A 15,911-nucleotide genomic window follows, 5' to 3' on the forward strand; every position below is an offset into this window, starting at 1 on the left:
GATTGCGCAGTTCAGAAGTGTTACGTATTAAGGGGGAACTAAATGGTTACAGCCGGACAGCGAAAACAAAGGAAGGCGGGTTTGCACCCGCCTTCCCTCTTCTCTGCTATTCCTTTGCAGCCGGCTTTTTTGCGGCCGGCTTTTCGCTAACAGCGCCGGGCATAAGTTCAATTATCGACATCGGGGCATTGTCGCCGGCGCGGTTTCCGGCATGAACAATCCTGGTATAGCCGCCCAGACGTTCCTTGTAACGTTCCGCCAACTCCCCAAAGAGCTTTCCCACAATCTCGCGTTCGCGAACATAGGAGGCAGCCTGACGACGGGCATGCAAATCGCCCCGTTTGCCCAGCGTCACCATCTTGTCCGCTACCTTTTTGAGCTCCTGCGCTTTGGTGTTGGTGGTTTGAATCTTCTCATATTTAAACAGGGACGTTACCATATTTCTCAACATCGCCTTGCGATGGCTTGTGGTTCTGCCCAATTTACTTCCGAATTTTCCCTGGCCCATCGAATATTATCCTTTCTAGAACTTCACTGCTTATACGCCCTCTTCGTCCAAGTCTCTGGCGCTTTCATTTTTTGCAGAAGCCGGCTCAAATCTCATGCCAAAACTCAGACCCGCTTCCAGCAGGACTTCTTTTATCTCATTGAGCGATTTGCGACCAAAATTCTTGGTTTTCAACATTTCCGCTTCCGTCTTCTGAACAAGCTCGCCGATCTGGTTGATCCCTGCGTTTTTCAGACAGTTCGCCGATCGCACCGAGAGCTCCAGCTCTTCCACGCTGCGCGTCAGCAATTCATTGTTATCGATCTCTTGCGCTTGCTCGACCATCAAGGTTTCTTCTTCGTCCACTTCCTCGGGGAAATTGATGAACAGATCAATCTGCTCCTTGAGGATCTTAGCAGCATAGGCAACCGCATCCTCCGGCAATACGCTTCCGTCCGTCAAAACCTCCAAAACCAGACGATCATAATCCGCAACCTGTCCGACTCGAGCGTAAGTTACGGTATAGTTGACCTTCTTTATTGGGGAATAGATGGCGTCGATATTGATCGTGCCCTCTGGCTGGTCGCTTTCCCTCTCCTTGCGGGCAGGCACATAACCCTTGCCAGTCCTGACCTCCATCTGCGCCTTCAGGGAATAATCCCCCAAAATTGTCGCAATGTGGTGCTCAGGATTGAGTATTTCCATAGTTGGGTCAAGCTTCAGGTCGCCGGCCTTGATCTCCCCCGGCGTGGAAACGTCAAGATAGATTGTTCTCGGGCCTTCATTGTCAAGCTTCAGACGGACGCCCTTCAGGTTGAGAATTATATCCGTCACATCTTCTTTTACGCCCGGAATCGTCGAAAATTCATGAAAAACTCCGTCAAATTTGACGGAAACAATTGCCGCTCCCTGGATGGACGACAACAACACCCTGCGCAGGGAATTACCCAGCGTCGTTCCGAAACCGCGCTCCAGCGGCTGACAAACAAACTCGGCAAAGTACCTTGTATGAGTGCTTTCGTCTATTTCTATTCTTTTGGGCTTTATTAAACTGCGCCAGTTCTTATGCATAATTCATCCCCTGAATTCCTGATGGTTCGTTACATTCTTTCTTACTTGGAGTAAAGTTCTACCACCAGCTGTTCATTCACAGGCATCGTCAACTCTTCACGGGTAGGAAGCATTTTGACGGAAGCGCGGAAATTCTTTTTGTCAACATCCAGCCATTGGGGAACTCCCCGGCGGGAAACTGTCTCCATCGCTTCAATAATCTTCTCCACCTTGCGACTTTTCTCGCAGACCTCGACCGCATCGCCCGCATCAAGTAGATAGGAAGGAATATTGACAGGCTTGCCGCCCACAAGAAAATGCTTGTGCCTGATAAGCTGCCGGGCTTCCGTCCGCGAATTGGCAAATCCCATCCGGAAGACCATATTGTCGAGTCTTCTTTCCAGAAACAAAAGCAGGTTAGTTCCAGCGACACCCTTGCGCTGCTCGGCCTTCTCGAAATAGCCTCTGAACTGCTTTTCCAGCAAACCGAACATCCGCTTCAGCTTCTGCTTTTCCCTGAGCTGCACGCCGTAATCGGAAGATTTCTTTCGTAACTGGCCGTGCTCTCCAGGCGCAAATCCCCTTCTTTCAAATGAGCACTTTTCGGTGTAACACCGGTCGCCTTTCAAAAAAAGCTTCAAGCCTTCCCTGCGGCACAACCTGCAAACTGAATCTCTATACCTTGCCAACAAAGCCTCCTTGTCAATAATCAACAGTAATTGTTATTTATTATCAACACTATTTCAAATGATATAAGAAAATGTCCTAAACCCTTCTTCGTTTCGGGGGACGACAACCGTTGTGCGGCACCGGAGTCACGTCACGTATAGTGGTGATTCTGATTCCGGTGGTCTGCAACGCCCGGAGCGCCGATTCCCGTCCGGAACCGGGACCTTTCACATAAACCTGGACGCTTCTGAGTCCGTGCTCCTTTGCCTTTTTCACCGCATCCTCAGCCGCCATCTGCGCCGCAAAGGGGGTGCTTTTCCGGGAACCTTTAAAACCCTGCATCCCTGATGAAGACCAGGCGATCACATTGCCGCTTAAATCGGCAATGGTTACAATCGTATTGTTAAACGTTGACTGAATATGAATTATTCCCTCGGGAATATTCTTCTTTTCTTTCTTTTTACCTGTTTTTCTAACCGGCTTTGCCATTGTCCCTCCGAACAGACTTGAAAACTATTTCTTTTTTGCTGCGATCGACCTTCTCGGCCCTTTTCTGGTCCGGGCATTCGTACGGCTTTTCTGCCCCCTCACCGGAAGCCCCTTGCGATGGCGCAAACCCCGGTATGTTCCTATATCCATAAGTCTCTTGATCGACATTGAGACGTCTCTTCTCAAGTCTCCTTCTACCTTTAAATCCTTGTCGATAATGCCGCGGATGGCAGTTAACTCCGAATCCGCCAGCATATCGGTTTTCGTGTCGGGATTTACACCGGCATTATTAAGAATATACAGGGATTTTGCCCTTCCTATGCCATAGATATAGGTAAGTGCAATCTCCATCCTCTTGTTCTTAGGTAAATCTACGCCCGCGATTCTTGCCACCTTAAAAACCTCCTGATAACTGTATGCCTATCCCTGACGCTGCTTGTGCTTGGGATTTTCGCAAATCACACGCAAAACGCCCTTTCGCTTCACAATCTTGCATTTATCACAAATTTTCTTTACGGACGATCTTACCTTCACGGCTTTAGCTCCTTTACACAACTTACGGCGCGCTCTGGCGCACCGGCTTTATATATATGTCACTTGGTCCGGTAAACAATCCTGCCGCGCGTCAGATCATACGGGGAAAGCTGCACCGTAACCTTATCCCCCGGGAGGATTTTTATAAAATGCATCCTCATCTTTCCGGAAATATGGGCAAGCACCTTATGGCCATTTTCCAGTTCCACCCTGAACATTGCATTGGGCAGAGGCTCGACAACCTTGCCTTCAACCTCTATGGATTCTTCCTTTGCCATAAATAACTTTCTTTCCTGCTGCCACCACCGGCTTATCTGCGTTTATACCCTATCTTCTTCTGGCTATGTGCCCCTTTTTCATAAATCCCTCATACTGCCGCGTCAGCAGATGGGTCTCGATCTGACCGGCAGTATCCAGGGCGACGCCCACAACTATCAAGAGCGCAGTCCCTCCGAAATAAAAGGGGACATTGAAGTAGCTGATTAAAATACTGGGGATGACGCAGATGATCGATACGTAGAACGCGCCCCAGAAGGTCAGCTTGGTCATTACCTCGTCAATGTAATCGGACGTCTTTTTCCCCGGTCTTATCCCCGGAACGTAACCGCCATATTTTTTCATGTTGTCGGCCATATCCACAGGGTTAAAGGTAACCGCTGTATAAAAATAACTGAAGAAAAAGATGAAAGCGACATACAGCGTTTCATAAAAGAATCTTCCCGGAATCATCGCCCCGGCAACCGCCTTCATCCAGGGATGGGGAATGAAATTCGCAATCGTCGCGGGAAACATAATGATCGAGGATGCAAAGATCGGAGGAATAACCCCGGCGGTGTTGACCTTCAGGGGCAGGTGGGTAGATTGCCCTCCATACATCTTCCGTCCGACAACGCGCTTTGCATACTGCACCGGAATCCGGCGCTGTCCACTTTCCACGAAAACTATTACCCCGACAATCAGCAGCATCATCGCTATCAAAATAATAATGAAAAATATGCCCATCTCCCCCGAAGCAAGCAGTCGGAAGGTGTTGATAATAGCCTCCGGCCCGCGGCAGACAATGCCGGCAAAGATGATAAGCGAGATGCCGTTCCCGATCCCCTTTTCGGTTATCTGTTCGCCCAGCCACATGATGAAGGCCGTTCCGGCCGTGAGCGTGATCACCGTCATCAGGCGGAAACTCCAGCCCGTGTCTATAACTATCGAGGCGCCGGTGGGTCCGGCCATGTTTTCCAGACCTATGGCAATGCCAAAACCCTGGATCAGGCTCAGCAGCACTGTGCCGTACCGCGTGTACTGGGTGATTTTCCTGCGCCCGGACTCGCCCTCTTTGGAGAGCTTTTCCAGATAGGGAATCGCCACGGTCAGCAACTGCAGAATGATCGACGCGCTGATATAAGGCATTATTCCGAGGGCAAATACGGAAAGATTGCTCAGCGCCCCGCCTGCGAACATATCAAACAGCCCCAGCAGGGAGCCTTTGGCCTGTTCGAAAAATGCAGCAAGCGCCGCCGTGTCGATGCCGGGGGTCGGCACATGCGCCCCTATCCGGTAAACAGCCAGCAAAAGAAAAGTGAACAGAATCCTTTTGGAAAGCTCCGGGACCTTAGAAATATTTCCTAAACCCTCTAACAAATCAGGCTACCTCTATAATCGTTCCGCCGGCGGCTTCGATCTTCTGCTTCGCGCCCCGACTGACCATATCAACTTTAACCGAAAGAGGATAATCTATTTCCCCATTACCCAGAACCTTTATTCCATCAAAAGCGCCAGCTACGAGACCTAAAGCCTTCAACGACTCGGCGTCCACCACAGAGCCCTGGGTGAACATTTTCAACTGCCTTATATTTACCGTCGCAATAATCTTGCGCATCGGGTTCTTGAAACCCCGCTTGGGGATTCTCCGGGACAGAGGCATCTGCCCACCCTCAAAACTGGGGCGGACACTATGCCCCGAACGGGCGTTCTGACCCTTGGCGCCTTTGCCGGATGTTCCTCCGTGTCCATTGCCATTGCCTCTTCCCACTCTTTTACGGTTTTTGCGTGAACCTTTCGGCGGTGTTAACGTAGCCAAATTCATTATTCATTCCCCTTGACTTCTACGGAAGCGACGAGATGCTCAATCTTCTTTATCATCCCTCGGACTTCTGGAGTATCTTGCAAAATAACACTTTTATGCATCTTGCCCAACCCAAGGCCGCGCAACACCTTGCGTTGCTTTTCCGGCCTGCCTATATAACTTTGAACCTGCGTGACCTTAAGCATTTTACCCACAGCTCGACCCTCTCCTCTTCAATTTCTCGACTATTTGCCTCTTGCCGCGAGTATTTCCATGGGCGCCCGCAACTGCTCAAGCCCCTGGATGGTTGCCTTGACAAGGTTGTGGGGGTTATGAGACCCGAGGCACTTGGTAAGTATATTATGAACGCCCGCAACCTCCAACACCGCGCGCACAGCTCCACCGGCTATCAATCCGGTACCTTCCGATGCGGGACGAAGAAGAACCTTGCCAGCGCCGTAATGACCGACCACGCTATAGGGAATTGTCTTATTTTCAACGGCAACCTTCACCATTGACTTTTTGGCCTGCTCCATCCCCTTTCTGATTGCCTCCGGCACCTCATGAGCCTTTCCCAGACCAGCCCCAATTGAACCCTTGCCATCGCCGACGACTACAACCGCGCTGAAGCGAAAACGCCTCCCGCCTTTGACAACCTTTGCTGTTCTGTTGATGGTAATTACCCTGTCGAGCAGTTCCAAATCTTCCATATTATCATTTCCCTACTTTTAATAATGAAGTTTATATTAAAAATTCAGTCCAGCTTCCCTTGCTCCATCCGCCAGGGATTTGACCCTGCCATGATAGAGGAAACGACCCCTATCAAAAACTACATCGGCAACTCCGATTTCCTGCAACCTCTTGGCCACCAGCATCCCCACAGATTTGGCCATCTCTGTTTTCTTGAGGTTTTTCCCATCGCCGCTTAACTCTTTGGCAAGGGATGAAGCCGCAGCAATTGTCCTGCCGGATACGTCATCTATCGCCTGAACGTATATGTGAGAGGCAGACCTGAATACGCAAAGACGCGGTCTTGCTTGACTCCCCGCGACCTTTTTTCTGACCCTTAATTTCCTCTTGTCCCTGACTTTTTCTATTTTCCTGTTAGCCAATTTCTTACCTCTTTTCGATATATGCCAGCGTAATCTCAATAAATAATAAGATTACTTGGCCGCAGACTTGCCGACCTTGCGCTTGATCTCTTCGCCTGCGTACTTTATCCCCTTGCCCTTATATGGCTCAGGTTTTTTAATGCCCCTGATTTCCGAAGCAACCCGCCCAACCTGCTGCTTGTCAATTCCGGAAACCATAATGGCGACCAGCTTCTCCACCTTGATATCAATCCCTTCCGGAATATGATATTCGACCGGGGCCGAATAGCCGACAATCAATTTCAGGACCTTGCCAGTCACCTCAGCGCGATAACCGACGCCGGAAATCTCCAGCCCTTTTTGAAAGCCAACGCTCACCCCGCTTACCATGTTGGCAATCAGGGTTCTTACCAGACCATGCAGGGACCGATCCTGTCTCAGGTCAGATCTTCTTTTTACTTCTATCGTTTGCTCATTCAGCACTACATCAATCAGACCAGGCACTTGATACGTCAGTTTCCCTTTTGGCCCCTCGACTGCGAGCAGTTCATTCTCGCGGCTTATCTTCACGCCCTGGGGAATCTGAACTGCCATTTTTCCGATTCTTGACATCTCTTACCCTCTATCTTTTCCTGATGAACAGACAAATTCACCAAGGGTTAAAAAGACTGCTTACCAGACATTGCAGACAAGTTCGCCGCCGATGTTCAATTCACGGGCTTCCTTGTCCGTCATTACGCCCTGCGAGGTGGTGACGATGGATATCCCGTATCCGTTCAACACCGGGGCAAGTTTCCCGCTTTTAACGTACACCCTTCTTCCTGGTTTGCTTATCCGCTGGATGTCCGTTAAAACCAATTTCTTAGCATCCTGATACTTCAAATAAATCCGCAGCATCTCCTGCTTCTGCGGATCGGTCTTAACGTCATAACCGGTTATGTAGCCACTTTTTTTCAACACCTTGGCCACATTCAGGTTTATTTTCGTATTAATTACATCTACGCTCTTGAAATGAACCCGGTTGGCGTTCCTTATTCTCGTGAGCATATCCGCGATAGGGTCGGTCATCCCCATATTTTTACTCCTTTTCTACCAGCTTGATTTAATTACGCCCGGGATTTCGCCGTTAAGCGCCATCTTGCGCAAACAGATGCGACACATGTCAAATTTACGGTAATATGCCCTAGGCCTGCCGCATACCGGACATCTGTTATAGTCTCGGACCGAAAATTTGTTTTCACTCTTGGCTTTCACAATTAAGGATTTCTTTGCCACGTTCCCTCCGCAGAAACTACACTCGTCTTAATTTTTAAACGGCATTCCCATCATCTTCAGAAGCTGTCTTGCCTCATCATCCGTCTTTGCCGTGGTTACTATCGCAATGTTCATTCCTCGGATCTTGTCAATCTTGTCATAGTCAATCTCGGGAAAGATTATCTGTTCCTTCAAACCCAGGGCAAAATTTCCCCGGCCGTCAAAAGATTTCGTCGGAATTCCGCGAAAGTCGCGGACGCGGGGGAGGGCTACATTGACCAGCCTGTCAAAGAACTCATACATCCGCTCCCTGCGTAGGGTTACACAGCAGCCAATCGGCATTCCCTGGCGGAGCTTAAAGGTTGCAATGGATTTCCGCGCCTTGGTTATGATCGGCTTCTGGCCGGTAATCGCCGCCATTTCGGCAACCGCGCTGTCAAGTATCTTGACATTTTGGATTGCCTCGCCCAGCCCCATGTTTACGACTATCTTAACGATCTTCGGAACCTCCATGGCGTTTTTGTAAGAATTAGCCGCCGTCAGCTCCTTTACTACCTTATTCATGTAAAAATCTTTGAGTCTTGCCATTATTCACCAGCCTATGCTTCAAGTATCTCTTGGCACTTGGCGCAGACGCGCACCTTTTTCCCATCGTCAAGAAATTTATATCTAACCCTGACACCAACGCCGCATTTACTGCAAAGATACATAACATTAGAGATGTGCAGCGGCCCCTCTTTTTCCACGATGCCGCCCTTGCCTTTGGCATCAGGCTTCTGATGCTTTTTGATCAAATTAATCTTCTCGATAACAACTCGTTCCTTATCCACAATGACACTCTGGATCTTCCCCGTTTTCCCTTTTTCCTTGCCGGAGATCACCTTCACCGTGTCCCCTTTTTTGAGCCTCTTTATCTGCATTGCTTGATCCCCAGTCTCAATTCGCCCTGCCTAAAACTACAGCACCTCAGGCGCCAGCGAAATAATCTTCATGAATTGCTTTGCCCGCAGCTCGCGCGCCACTGGCCCAAATATTCTTGTGCCCACCGGCTCCATCTGATTAGAGACGAGAACCGCGGAATTGTCATCGAACTTCAGGTATGAACCATCCGGCCGTCTCACCTCTTTTACCGTACGCACCACAACTGCCTTCATTACGTCGCCCTTTTTCACCTTGGAATTGGGCAGGGCCTCCTGCACGGCAACGACGATGACATCGCCCAGACTCGCATAACGCCTTTTGGAGCCCCCCAAAACCTTAATGCATGTAACCTTCCGGGCGCCTGAATTATCGGCTACGTTTAGAACCGTCTGCATCTGTATCATTATGAACACTCCGCCTGGTAAAAACCCTTGTTAATGAAATCCTTCAATCCCCGGCTTTTACCGAATTTTGAGTTATCTCTTCTACTTGGCTTTCTCAACGATCTGCACCATCCGCCACCGCTTCTCTTTGCTCAAGGGGCGTGACTCGGCAATCATCACCCTGTCGCCCTTGCGACAATCGTTGCTCTCATCATGAGCCTTATATTTCACAAATCGCTTCACATACTTATGGAATATGGGGTGCTTGACCAGTCTTTCCACACGGACAACAATGGTCTTGTCCATTTTATCGCTGATTACCACACCCTCGATAGTAGTCTTTTTGCCTCTTTCTTCCACTACTTTGCCTCCTTTTCGGCCAGCACCGTTTTGACGCGGGCAATGTCCCTGCGGACATGGCCAAGCAAGGCCGGCGATTCTAATTGCCCTGAGGTATGACGCATGCGCAAATTAAAAAACTCCTCGGTCAGCTCGCTGTTCTTCTGTTTTAACTCATCAGAGCTAAGATCCCTTATGTCCTTAATCTTCATCGGAAATATCCCTCGAAAGAAATTTCGTGCTTATTGGCAGCTTATGAGCCGCCAGCAAGAGAGCCTCCGCGGCAATTTCCTTTTCCACACCTTCTATCTCGTACAAAATAACGCCCGGCTTAATAACCGCCACCCAATCTTCAGGCGCCCCCTTGCCTTTTCCCATTCTTGTTTCAGCGGGCTTCTTCGTAATCGACTTATGGGGGAAAATCCGTATCCAGATCTTTCCGCCGCGCTTGATGTGCCTGGTCATGGCAATACGGGCCGCTTCGATCTGTTTTGCCGTTAGCCACCCACACTCGGTTGCCTGCAGTCCATACTCCCCAAAGGCGATATAGCCCCCCCGGGTGCACGTGCCGCTCATTCGGCCCCGCTGTATTTTTCTATATTTAACCCTTTTAGGCATTAACATTTTTCGAATACCTCTTCTTTTTTTCTGACCTGACGCCGCTCAATTACTTGTTTTCAACCCTGCCCGGCAACACCTCGCCATGGAAAATCAGCACCTTGACGCCAATCTTGCCATAGGCAGTGAGAGCCTCCGCAAACCCGCAGTCAATATCAGCTCTCAATGTATGAAGCGGCACCCGCCCCTCCCGATACCATTCAGATCTGGCCATCTCCGCGCCGGCCAAGCGGCCCGCGCAATTTATGCGTATCCCTTTGGCGCCGAACTTCATCGCCGTGGTCACGGATTTCTTCATCGCCCGGCGAAAGGCAATTCTTCTTTCGAGCTGCTGTGCCACACTTTCGGCAACAAGCTGAGCATCAGCTTCCGGCTTGCGCACTTCCAGGATGTTGATAATTACGTCATTGGCGGTAATCGCCTCTACATCCTTCTTAAGTTTTTCTATTTCAGCGCCCTTTTTCCCAATAATGATCCCCGGACGGGCAGCGTATATGTTTACCTTAACCTTGCTTGCCGCTCTTTCAATCTCTATTTTAGAGATTCCAGCAGCATATAGCTTTTCTTTAAGGAATTTGCGAACCTTAAGATCTTCGTGCAGCAGTCGTGAGAAGTCCTTCTCCGCATACCACTGAGATTTCCAAGTTTTAATTCCGCCCAGCCTCAGCCCAATTGGGTTTACCTTCTGCCCCAAACTTTCACCTCCTCAAAGATTTACTGCTCATCCAGGACCACGGTTATATGGCTGGTACGCTTTTTAATCGAAGCCGCACGACCCTGCGCGCGCGCCCTCCATCTTTTTAAAGATGGCCCCTGATCAACAAATATTTCCCTCACATAGAGTATGTGTTCATCAATATTGGGATTCTGTTTTGCGTTCGCAAGTGCCGACAGCAGAACCTTCTGAACCGGTTCCGCCGCATACTTGGTCGTAAACTGGAGAAGCTGTTTTGCATCCTCCACACGCTTGCCCCTGATCAAATCGGCAACCAGCCGCACCTTTTGGGGCGACATCCTGATGTATTTTGCAACTGCTTTTGCTTGCATTTCCTACTCCAAGGTGCTGCAGTATAAAGTATCTATTGAAACCAAACCTTGTACCTATTTGCGCAGTTTGGTCTTGCGGTCGCCGGCATGACTGTAAAAAGTCCGCGTCGGCGAAAACTCGCCCAATTTATGACCAACCATATTTTCCGTCACAAATACGGGAATGAATTTCTTACCGTTATGAATGGCAAATGTTTGTCCAATCAGCTCCGGTGTGATAGTCGAACGGCGAGACCAAGTCTTGATCACAGCCTTGTTGCCGTCAGTATCCTGCCTTCTGACTTTTTCAAGAAGGCTGCTGTCGATAAAAGGTCCCTTTTTGATTGAACGTGCCACGCCTAACCTCTTCTTTTCACAATATATTTATTAGTGCTCTTATTTGTCCGCGTCTTATGACCCTTTGTGGGTATCCCCCAGGGGGTGCAGGGATGCCGACCACCAGAGGACCTGCCCTCGCCGCCGCCCATCGGGTGATCGACGGGATTCATAACCACCCCTCTGACATGGGGAAGTTTGCCCTTCCATCTTTTTCTGCCGGCCTTGCCGAGGCTGATGTTCTCGTGATCGATATTGCCTACCTGACCGATTGTCGCCCGGCACTCTTCGAAAATCTTTCGGACTTCCCCGGACGGCAGTCTTACCAAGGCATAGCTGTTTTCCTTTGCCATCAACTGACCATAAGCGCCGGCAGAGCGCACGAGTTGGGCGCCCTTGCCCACTTTCAGTTCGATATTATGGATCAGGGTTCCCAGAGGAATGTTTTTCAGCGGCGCAGCGTTGCCAGGTTTGATATCGGCGTTGATGCCGCTTACCACCGTATCCCCGACAGACAACTTGGCAGGAGCGACAATATAGCTCTTTTCGCCATCAGCATAATTGAGAAGCGCTATGCGTGATGAGCGGTTCGGGTCATATTCGATAGCGGCGACGCGGGCGTCAATATCGTCTTTGAGCCTCGTGAAATCGATCAATCTGTATCGCCTTTTATGACCGCCCCCGATGTAGCGGCTGGTTATCCTGCCGTTATTGTTGCGCCCACCGCTTTTTTTCAAAGGTCTCAACAGACGGTTCTCCGGAGTATCCTTGGTAATCTCCGCAAAATCCGAACAAGTTTGAAATCTTCTCCCCGGTGATGTCGGCTTGTATTTTCTTATTCCCATCCGCCTGCTTCCTTATATTTGAAATAAAATTAAAGTGGCCTTTTTTTCAATCTGTCCCGTTTTGCGACAATATCCAAATGCCTACTGAATGGACTCAATTCGGTTGTCCGGAGCCAGGGTGACGACCGCCTTCTTCCAGTCGCTTTTCTTTCCCACCACCTTGCCTACCCTTTTCACTTTCCCATGCACGTTTATCACCCGCACCGCCAGCACATTAACCTTGAAAATCTTCTCAACTGCCTTTTTTACTTCGATCTTGTTGGCTTTGGGATTGACTTCAAAATTATACTGGTTGGACTGCTCGCGCAGGATCGTGCCTTTTTCCGTCAGCAGCATTTTTTTGATGACCTGATAAAGTTCCATTACGCTGTCAGCACCCCCTCAAGTTTATTTACCGCAGGCTCAAGAAAGACAACGTGTTCGTACTTTAAGAGATCGTAAACATTCACCCCTTCGGAACGGATCATTTTTATGTCTTTAACATTGCGCGATGATTTTAATAAAACCGGGCGGTCAACATCTATGACAATCAGCGCCTTTTTGAACCCAAAAAGATCCATAACCTCTTTAAATTTTTTTGTTTTAATCTCTTCCATCGGAAAATCGCGGAGAATCGTCATCTGGTCTTCCTTAAATTTCATGCTCAAGGCAGAAACAAGGGCCAGTCTCCGGACCTTCTTGGGGACTTTGAACGCGTAACTGCGCGGCTTGGGCCCAAACACTGTACCGCCGCCTCTCCAGATGGGAGAACGGGAGTGTCCGGCACGGGCTCGTCCTGTGCCCTTTTGCTTCCAGGGTTTTTTTCCGCCGCCGCTTACTTCGCTCCTGCCTTTCGTGGAGGCAGTGCCGCTTCTTCCCGCCGCCATCTGCATCCGCACTACCTGGTAGATTACGTCCTCATTTACCGGAGCGCCAAATACCAGATCGCTCAGTTCAATATCAGACACCTTATTATTTTCTATATCGTAAACACCTGCTATTGGCATTTTTCCACCTGAAGAGCCTTTATTTATCTTCTTTTGCTTTCTTGATTGCCTGCTTAATCAGAACAAAACCCTGTTTTTTGCCGGGGACAGCGCCCTTCACAAGCAGGGCATTAAGCTCCGGCCTGACTGCCCAGACACGCAAATTCTGGACGGTTTTCCTGTCTGTTCCCATATGTCCGGGAAGCTTTGTTCCCTTAAACACCCTGGCCGGATCGGCGCTGGCGCCAATGGAACCGGGAGCGCGATGAAACATCGAACCGTGACTCGCGCGGCCGCCGCCAAAACCATGCCGTTTGATGACGCCTGCGAACCCCTTGCCTTTTGTTGTCCCTACTACGTCAACAAAATCTCCCGGGGAAAAGAGCTCCAACCCAATTTCCTGACCCAGCTCGCAACCATCGGCGCTGCCCTGAAACTCCCGCAGGATTCTGAAAAAGCCCTTATCGGCCTTTTTCTGATGACCCTGAAGCGGTTTGGTGAGTTTGCGCTGGCTGACTCGGCCGTAACCAAGCTGCAGAGCCTCATAACCGTCTTTTTCCAAGGTCTTTTTCTGAACTATAACGGATGGTTCGACCTCAATAACGGTGACTGGCACGAAGACGCCTTCATCAGAAAACACCTCGGTCATGCCCAATTTTCTACCAATCAATCCCTTTGTCATACCCACACTCAATAAGCGACTTTAACGCCTGCTAAAAGACCGCTTTATCCTTCCGGCGTATTTATAATTTGATCTCGACATCTACTCCCGAAGACAAATCAAGCTTCATCAGGGCATCGACTGTCGCCTGGGTTGGCTCCACTATGTCTATGAGCCTTTTATGAGTTCTGATTTCGAACTGTTCGCGCGATTTTTTATCCACATGCGGAGACCTGTTGACACAGTACTTATTGATCTCCGTAGGCAGCGGAATCGGACCGCCCACCCGCGCGCCGGTTTTCCGGGCCGTCTCCACGATATCATCCGCGGAACGGTCCAGCAACTTGTAGTCATACGCCTTAAGGCGAATTCTTATCTTTTGATCTTTCATAGTTTAATTAAATTCCCGTCAACTTCAGTATATTTTTATTCTATGATTTTGCTGACTACGCCGGCGCCGACAGTCCTGCCGCCTTCACGGATGGCGAAGCGGAGCTGCTCTTCCATGGCAATCGGAGTAATGAGTTCAACACTCATCTCGACATTATCCCCGGGCATCACCATTTCTATACCCTCAGGAAGGGTTGCAACGCCAGTTACATCGGTTGTACGGAAATAAAACTGCGGCCGGTATCCGGTAAAGAACGGCGTGTGCCGGCCGCCTTCTTCCTTCGTCAAGATATAGACCTGGGCCTTGAACTTTGTGTGGGGGGTGATCGAACCCGGCTTGGCGACAACCTGCCCTCGTTCAACCTCTTCGCGCTTTGTCCCCCTGAGCAGAATGCCGACATCGTCGCCTGCCCGGCCTTCATCAAGCGTTTTGCGGAACATCTCAACGCCTGTACATACCGTCTTGAAGGTGGGTCTGATACCGATAATCTCGACTTCGTCCCCGGTATGCACTATTCCTCGGTCAACACGACCGGTAACAACCGTACCGCGTCCGGAAATGGTGAAAACATCGCCGACAGGCATCAGGAAAGGCTTGTCAAGATCACGAACCGGCTCGGGGATGTAATTATCAACAGCATCCATGAGTTCCCAAATGGATTTTGCATCCTCCGATTTTGGATCATCCGACTCAAGTGCCTTCAGCGCGGAACCGCGGATAATCGGAATATCGTCGCCGGGGAAATCATAGGCGGTAAGGAGCTCTCTCAATTCCAGCTCGACAAGATCAAGAAGCTCGGGATCGTCAACGAGGTCGCATTTGTTCATATAAACAACTATCGAAGGCACCTGAACCTGGCGGGCAAGCAGAATGTGCTCTCTGGTCTGCGGCATCGGCCCGTCAGACGCGGCAACGACAAGGATCGTGCCATCCATGTGGGCGGCGCCGGAAATCATGTTTTTGATATAGTCGGCGTGACCCGGGCAGTCAACGTGCGCATAGTGCCGTTTATCCGTCTGGTATTCCACGTGGGAGATATTGATCGTCACCCCGCGTTCCTTTTCCTCCGGCGCGTTGTCGATGGAATCAAACGGCCGATACTCCGCATACCCCTTGGAGGCCAAGTGCTTTGTGATCGCGGCCGTTAAGGTCGTCTTGCCATGATCGACATGGCCAATCGTGCCGATATTCATGTGCGGCTTATTTCTCTCAAATTTCTTCTTAGCCATCTCAAACCTCCTTAATACTTTGAATGGTTCGTTTGTTTTTCAATAAACATTATACGTTACAGAACATCCCACAGACAGAACTGCTTAAAATCTGTAATGGGCAAAGGCCTTGTTGGCCTCGGCCATCTTGTGAACGGCCTCTCTCTTTTTAATGGCTCCCCCGCGATTATTCGCGGCATCAATCAACTCTCCGGCCAGTTTTTCCCTCATTGTTTTTTCTGAGCGTTCCCTGGCGTTGGAGATGAGCCACCGTATCCCCAAGGCTAACCGGCGCGAAGGGTTAACCTCTGTCGGCACCTGATAGGTTGAACCGCCGACGCGCCTGGATTTGACCTCGATGATCGGCTTAACATTGCTGACAGCCTTTTCGAAAATATCTACCGGCGCGGCATCCTTCATTTTTGTTTCTATGATATCGAAAGCCCCGTACAAAATGGACTCGGCCGTGCTTTTCTTGCCACACTTGAGCAAATTATTTACAAATTTGGCGACAAGCTGGTTATTGTATTTTGGATCCGGGAGTATCTCCCTTTTCGCAACTTCTCTTCTCCTCGGCATAACCTC

At 49.8% G+C, this 15,911-nt stretch carries 31 protein-coding genes; all 31 read right to left on the reverse strand.

Going from position 1 to position 15,911, the window contains the following annotated elements; all coding sequences use genetic code 11:
- Positions 1-106: 106 nt before the first annotated feature.
- Complete coding sequence (gene rplQ, locus M0P74_03865) at positions 107-508, reverse strand: 50S ribosomal protein L17 (GenBank protein MCK9362728.1); 402 nt, start codon at positions 506-508, stop codon at positions 107-109.
- A gap of 30 nt (positions 509-538) precedes the next feature.
- Positions 539-1,558, reverse strand: a complete 1,020-nt coding sequence (locus M0P74_03870) for a DNA-directed RNA polymerase subunit alpha (GenBank protein ID MCK9362729.1) — start codon at positions 1,556-1,558, stop codon at positions 539-541.
- A gap of 41 nt (positions 1,559-1,599) precedes the next feature.
- Positions 1,600-2,226 (reverse strand): 30S ribosomal protein S4, encoded by a 627-nt coding sequence (rpsD, locus tag M0P74_03875; protein ID MCK9362730.1) that lies wholly within the window; start codon positions 2,224-2,226, stop codon positions 1,600-1,602.
- A 76-nt stretch (positions 2,227-2,302) separates the two neighbouring features.
- Complete coding sequence (gene rpsK / locus M0P74_03880) at positions 2,303-2,695, reverse strand: 30S ribosomal protein S11 (GenBank protein MCK9362731.1); 393 nt, start codon at positions 2,693-2,695, stop codon at positions 2,303-2,305.
- A gap of 24 nt (positions 2,696-2,719) precedes the next feature.
- The gene (gene rpsM, locus M0P74_03885) at positions 2,720-3,088 is read right to left on the reverse strand and encodes a 30S ribosomal protein S13 (protein MCK9362732.1); all 369 of its coding nucleotides are present in this window, start codon (positions 3,086-3,088) and stop codon (positions 2,720-2,722) included.
- A 27-nt stretch (positions 3,089-3,115) separates the two neighbouring features.
- Positions 3,116-3,229: a 50S ribosomal protein L36 gene (gene rpmJ / locus M0P74_03890; GenBank protein MCK9362733.1), complete on the reverse strand. Its 114-nt coding sequence runs from the start codon at positions 3,227-3,229 to the stop codon at positions 3,116-3,118.
- A 59-nt stretch (positions 3,230-3,288) separates the two neighbouring features.
- Positions 3,289-3,507 (reverse strand): translation initiation factor IF-1, encoded by a 219-nt coding sequence (infA, locus tag M0P74_03895; protein MCK9362734.1) that lies wholly within the window; start codon positions 3,505-3,507, stop codon positions 3,289-3,291.
- 49 nt (positions 3,508-3,556) lie between these two features.
- Entirely contained in the window at positions 3,557-4,864 is a 1,308-nt protein-coding gene (gene secY / locus M0P74_03900) for a preprotein translocase subunit SecY (GenBank protein MCK9362735.1), read from the reverse strand.
- A gap of 1 nt (position 4,865) precedes the next feature.
- Entirely contained in the window at positions 4,866-5,309 is a 444-nt protein-coding gene (rplO, locus tag M0P74_03905; GenBank protein MCK9362736.1) for a 50S ribosomal protein L15, read from the reverse strand.
- Complete coding sequence (gene rpmD, locus M0P74_03910) at positions 5,309-5,494, reverse strand: 50S ribosomal protein L30 (GenBank protein MCK9362737.1); 186 nt, start codon at positions 5,492-5,494, stop codon at positions 5,309-5,311. The genes rplO and rpmD overlap by 1 nt, the downstream gene beginning before the upstream one ends.
- A gap of 39 nt (positions 5,495-5,533) precedes the next feature.
- Positions 5,534-5,998: a 30S ribosomal protein S5 gene (rpsE, locus tag M0P74_03915; GenBank protein MCK9362738.1), complete on the reverse strand. Its 465-nt coding sequence runs from the start codon at positions 5,996-5,998 to the stop codon at positions 5,534-5,536.
- 36 nt (positions 5,999-6,034) lie between these two features.
- Complete coding sequence (rplR, locus tag M0P74_03920) at positions 6,035-6,400, reverse strand: 50S ribosomal protein L18 (protein ID MCK9362739.1); 366 nt, start codon at positions 6,398-6,400, stop codon at positions 6,035-6,037.
- Positions 6,401-6,451: 51 nt separating this feature from the next.
- Positions 6,452-6,991, reverse strand: coding sequence for a 50S ribosomal protein L6 (gene rplF, locus M0P74_03925; protein ID MCK9362740.1), 540 nt, complete (start codon positions 6,989-6,991; stop codon positions 6,452-6,454).
- A gap of 60 nt (positions 6,992-7,051) precedes the next feature.
- Positions 7,052-7,453 (reverse strand): 30S ribosomal protein S8, encoded by a 402-nt coding sequence (gene rpsH, locus M0P74_03930; protein MCK9362741.1) that lies wholly within the window; start codon positions 7,451-7,453, stop codon positions 7,052-7,054.
- Positions 7,454-7,468: 15 nt separating this feature from the next.
- Positions 7,469-7,654, reverse strand: a complete 186-nt coding sequence (locus M0P74_03935; GenBank protein ID MCK9362742.1) for a type Z 30S ribosomal protein S14 — start codon at positions 7,652-7,654, stop codon at positions 7,469-7,471.
- Between the two features lie 27 nt (positions 7,655-7,681).
- On the reverse strand, positions 7,682-8,221 hold the full coding sequence (gene rplE, locus M0P74_03940) for a 50S ribosomal protein L5 (protein ID MCK9362743.1): 540 nt from the start codon (positions 8,219-8,221) through the stop codon (positions 7,682-7,684).
- 11 nt (positions 8,222-8,232) lie between these two features.
- On the reverse strand, positions 8,233-8,553 hold the full coding sequence (gene rplX, locus M0P74_03945) for a 50S ribosomal protein L24 (protein ID MCK9362744.1): 321 nt from the start codon (positions 8,551-8,553) through the stop codon (positions 8,233-8,235).
- 36 nt (positions 8,554-8,589) lie between these two features.
- The gene (gene rplN / locus M0P74_03950) at positions 8,590-8,958 is read right to left on the reverse strand and encodes a 50S ribosomal protein L14 (protein ID MCK9362745.1); all 369 of its coding nucleotides are present in this window, start codon (positions 8,956-8,958) and stop codon (positions 8,590-8,592) included.
- Between the two features lie 81 nt (positions 8,959-9,039).
- On the reverse strand, positions 9,040-9,243 hold the full coding sequence (rpsQ, locus tag M0P74_03955; GenBank protein ID MCK9362746.1) for a 30S ribosomal protein S17: 204 nt from the start codon (positions 9,241-9,243) through the stop codon (positions 9,040-9,042).
- A 53-nt stretch (positions 9,244-9,296) separates the two neighbouring features.
- On the reverse strand, positions 9,297-9,488 hold the full coding sequence (rpmC, locus tag M0P74_03960) for a 50S ribosomal protein L29 (GenBank protein MCK9362747.1): 192 nt from the start codon (positions 9,486-9,488) through the stop codon (positions 9,297-9,299).
- Positions 9,478-9,900, reverse strand: coding sequence for a 50S ribosomal protein L16 (gene rplP / locus M0P74_03965; GenBank protein ID MCK9362748.1), 423 nt, complete (start codon positions 9,898-9,900; stop codon positions 9,478-9,480). Before rplP ends, rpmC begins: the two co-directional genes overlap by 11 nt.
- A gap of 43 nt (positions 9,901-9,943) precedes the next feature.
- Positions 9,944-10,588: a 30S ribosomal protein S3 gene (rpsC, locus tag M0P74_03970; GenBank protein ID MCK9362749.1), complete on the reverse strand. Its 645-nt coding sequence runs from the start codon at positions 10,586-10,588 to the stop codon at positions 9,944-9,946.
- 20 nt (positions 10,589-10,608) lie between these two features.
- Complete coding sequence (rplV, locus tag M0P74_03975; protein ID MCK9362750.1) at positions 10,609-10,941, reverse strand: 50S ribosomal protein L22; 333 nt, start codon at positions 10,939-10,941, stop codon at positions 10,609-10,611.
- 54 nt (positions 10,942-10,995) lie between these two features.
- A complete protein-coding gene (gene rpsS / locus M0P74_03980) occupies positions 10,996-11,277 on the reverse strand; it encodes a 30S ribosomal protein S19 (protein MCK9362751.1) in 282 nt (93 codons plus the stop codon).
- A 2-nt stretch (positions 11,278-11,279) separates the two neighbouring features.
- Positions 11,280-12,101, reverse strand: a complete 822-nt coding sequence (gene rplB / locus M0P74_03985; GenBank protein ID MCK9362752.1) for a 50S ribosomal protein L2 — start codon at positions 12,099-12,101, stop codon at positions 11,280-11,282.
- Positions 12,102-12,182: 81 nt separating this feature from the next.
- Complete coding sequence (rplW, locus tag M0P74_03990) at positions 12,183-12,464, reverse strand: 50S ribosomal protein L23 (protein ID MCK9362753.1); 282 nt, start codon at positions 12,462-12,464, stop codon at positions 12,183-12,185.
- The gene (gene rplD, locus M0P74_03995; GenBank protein ID MCK9362754.1) at positions 12,464-13,087 is read right to left on the reverse strand and encodes a 50S ribosomal protein L4; all 624 of its coding nucleotides are present in this window, start codon (positions 13,085-13,087) and stop codon (positions 12,464-12,466) included. The genes rplW and rplD overlap by 1 nt, the downstream gene beginning before the upstream one ends.
- A 19-nt stretch (positions 13,088-13,106) precedes the next feature.
- Positions 13,107-13,748: a 50S ribosomal protein L3 gene (gene rplC, locus M0P74_04000; protein MCK9362755.1), complete on the reverse strand. Its 642-nt coding sequence runs from the start codon at positions 13,746-13,748 to the stop codon at positions 13,107-13,109.
- Positions 13,749-13,809: 61 nt separating this feature from the next.
- Entirely contained in the window at positions 13,810-14,118 is a 309-nt protein-coding gene (rpsJ, locus tag M0P74_04005) for a 30S ribosomal protein S10 (protein MCK9362756.1), read from the reverse strand.
- A 35-nt stretch (positions 14,119-14,153) separates the two neighbouring features.
- Entirely contained in the window at positions 14,154-15,347 is a 1,194-nt protein-coding gene (gene tuf, locus M0P74_04010; GenBank protein ID MCK9362757.1) for an elongation factor Tu, read from the reverse strand.
- Between the two features lie 84 nt (positions 15,348-15,431).
- Positions 15,432-15,905: a 30S ribosomal protein S7 gene (gene rpsG / locus M0P74_04015; GenBank protein ID MCK9362758.1), complete on the reverse strand. Its 474-nt coding sequence runs from the start codon at positions 15,903-15,905 to the stop codon at positions 15,432-15,434.
- Positions 15,906-15,911: the final 6 nt, after the last annotated feature.

Source organism: Syntrophales bacterium, assembly GCA_023229765.1.
Classification (GTDB): domain Bacteria; phylum Desulfobacterota; class Syntrophia; order Syntrophales; family UBA5619; genus DYTH01.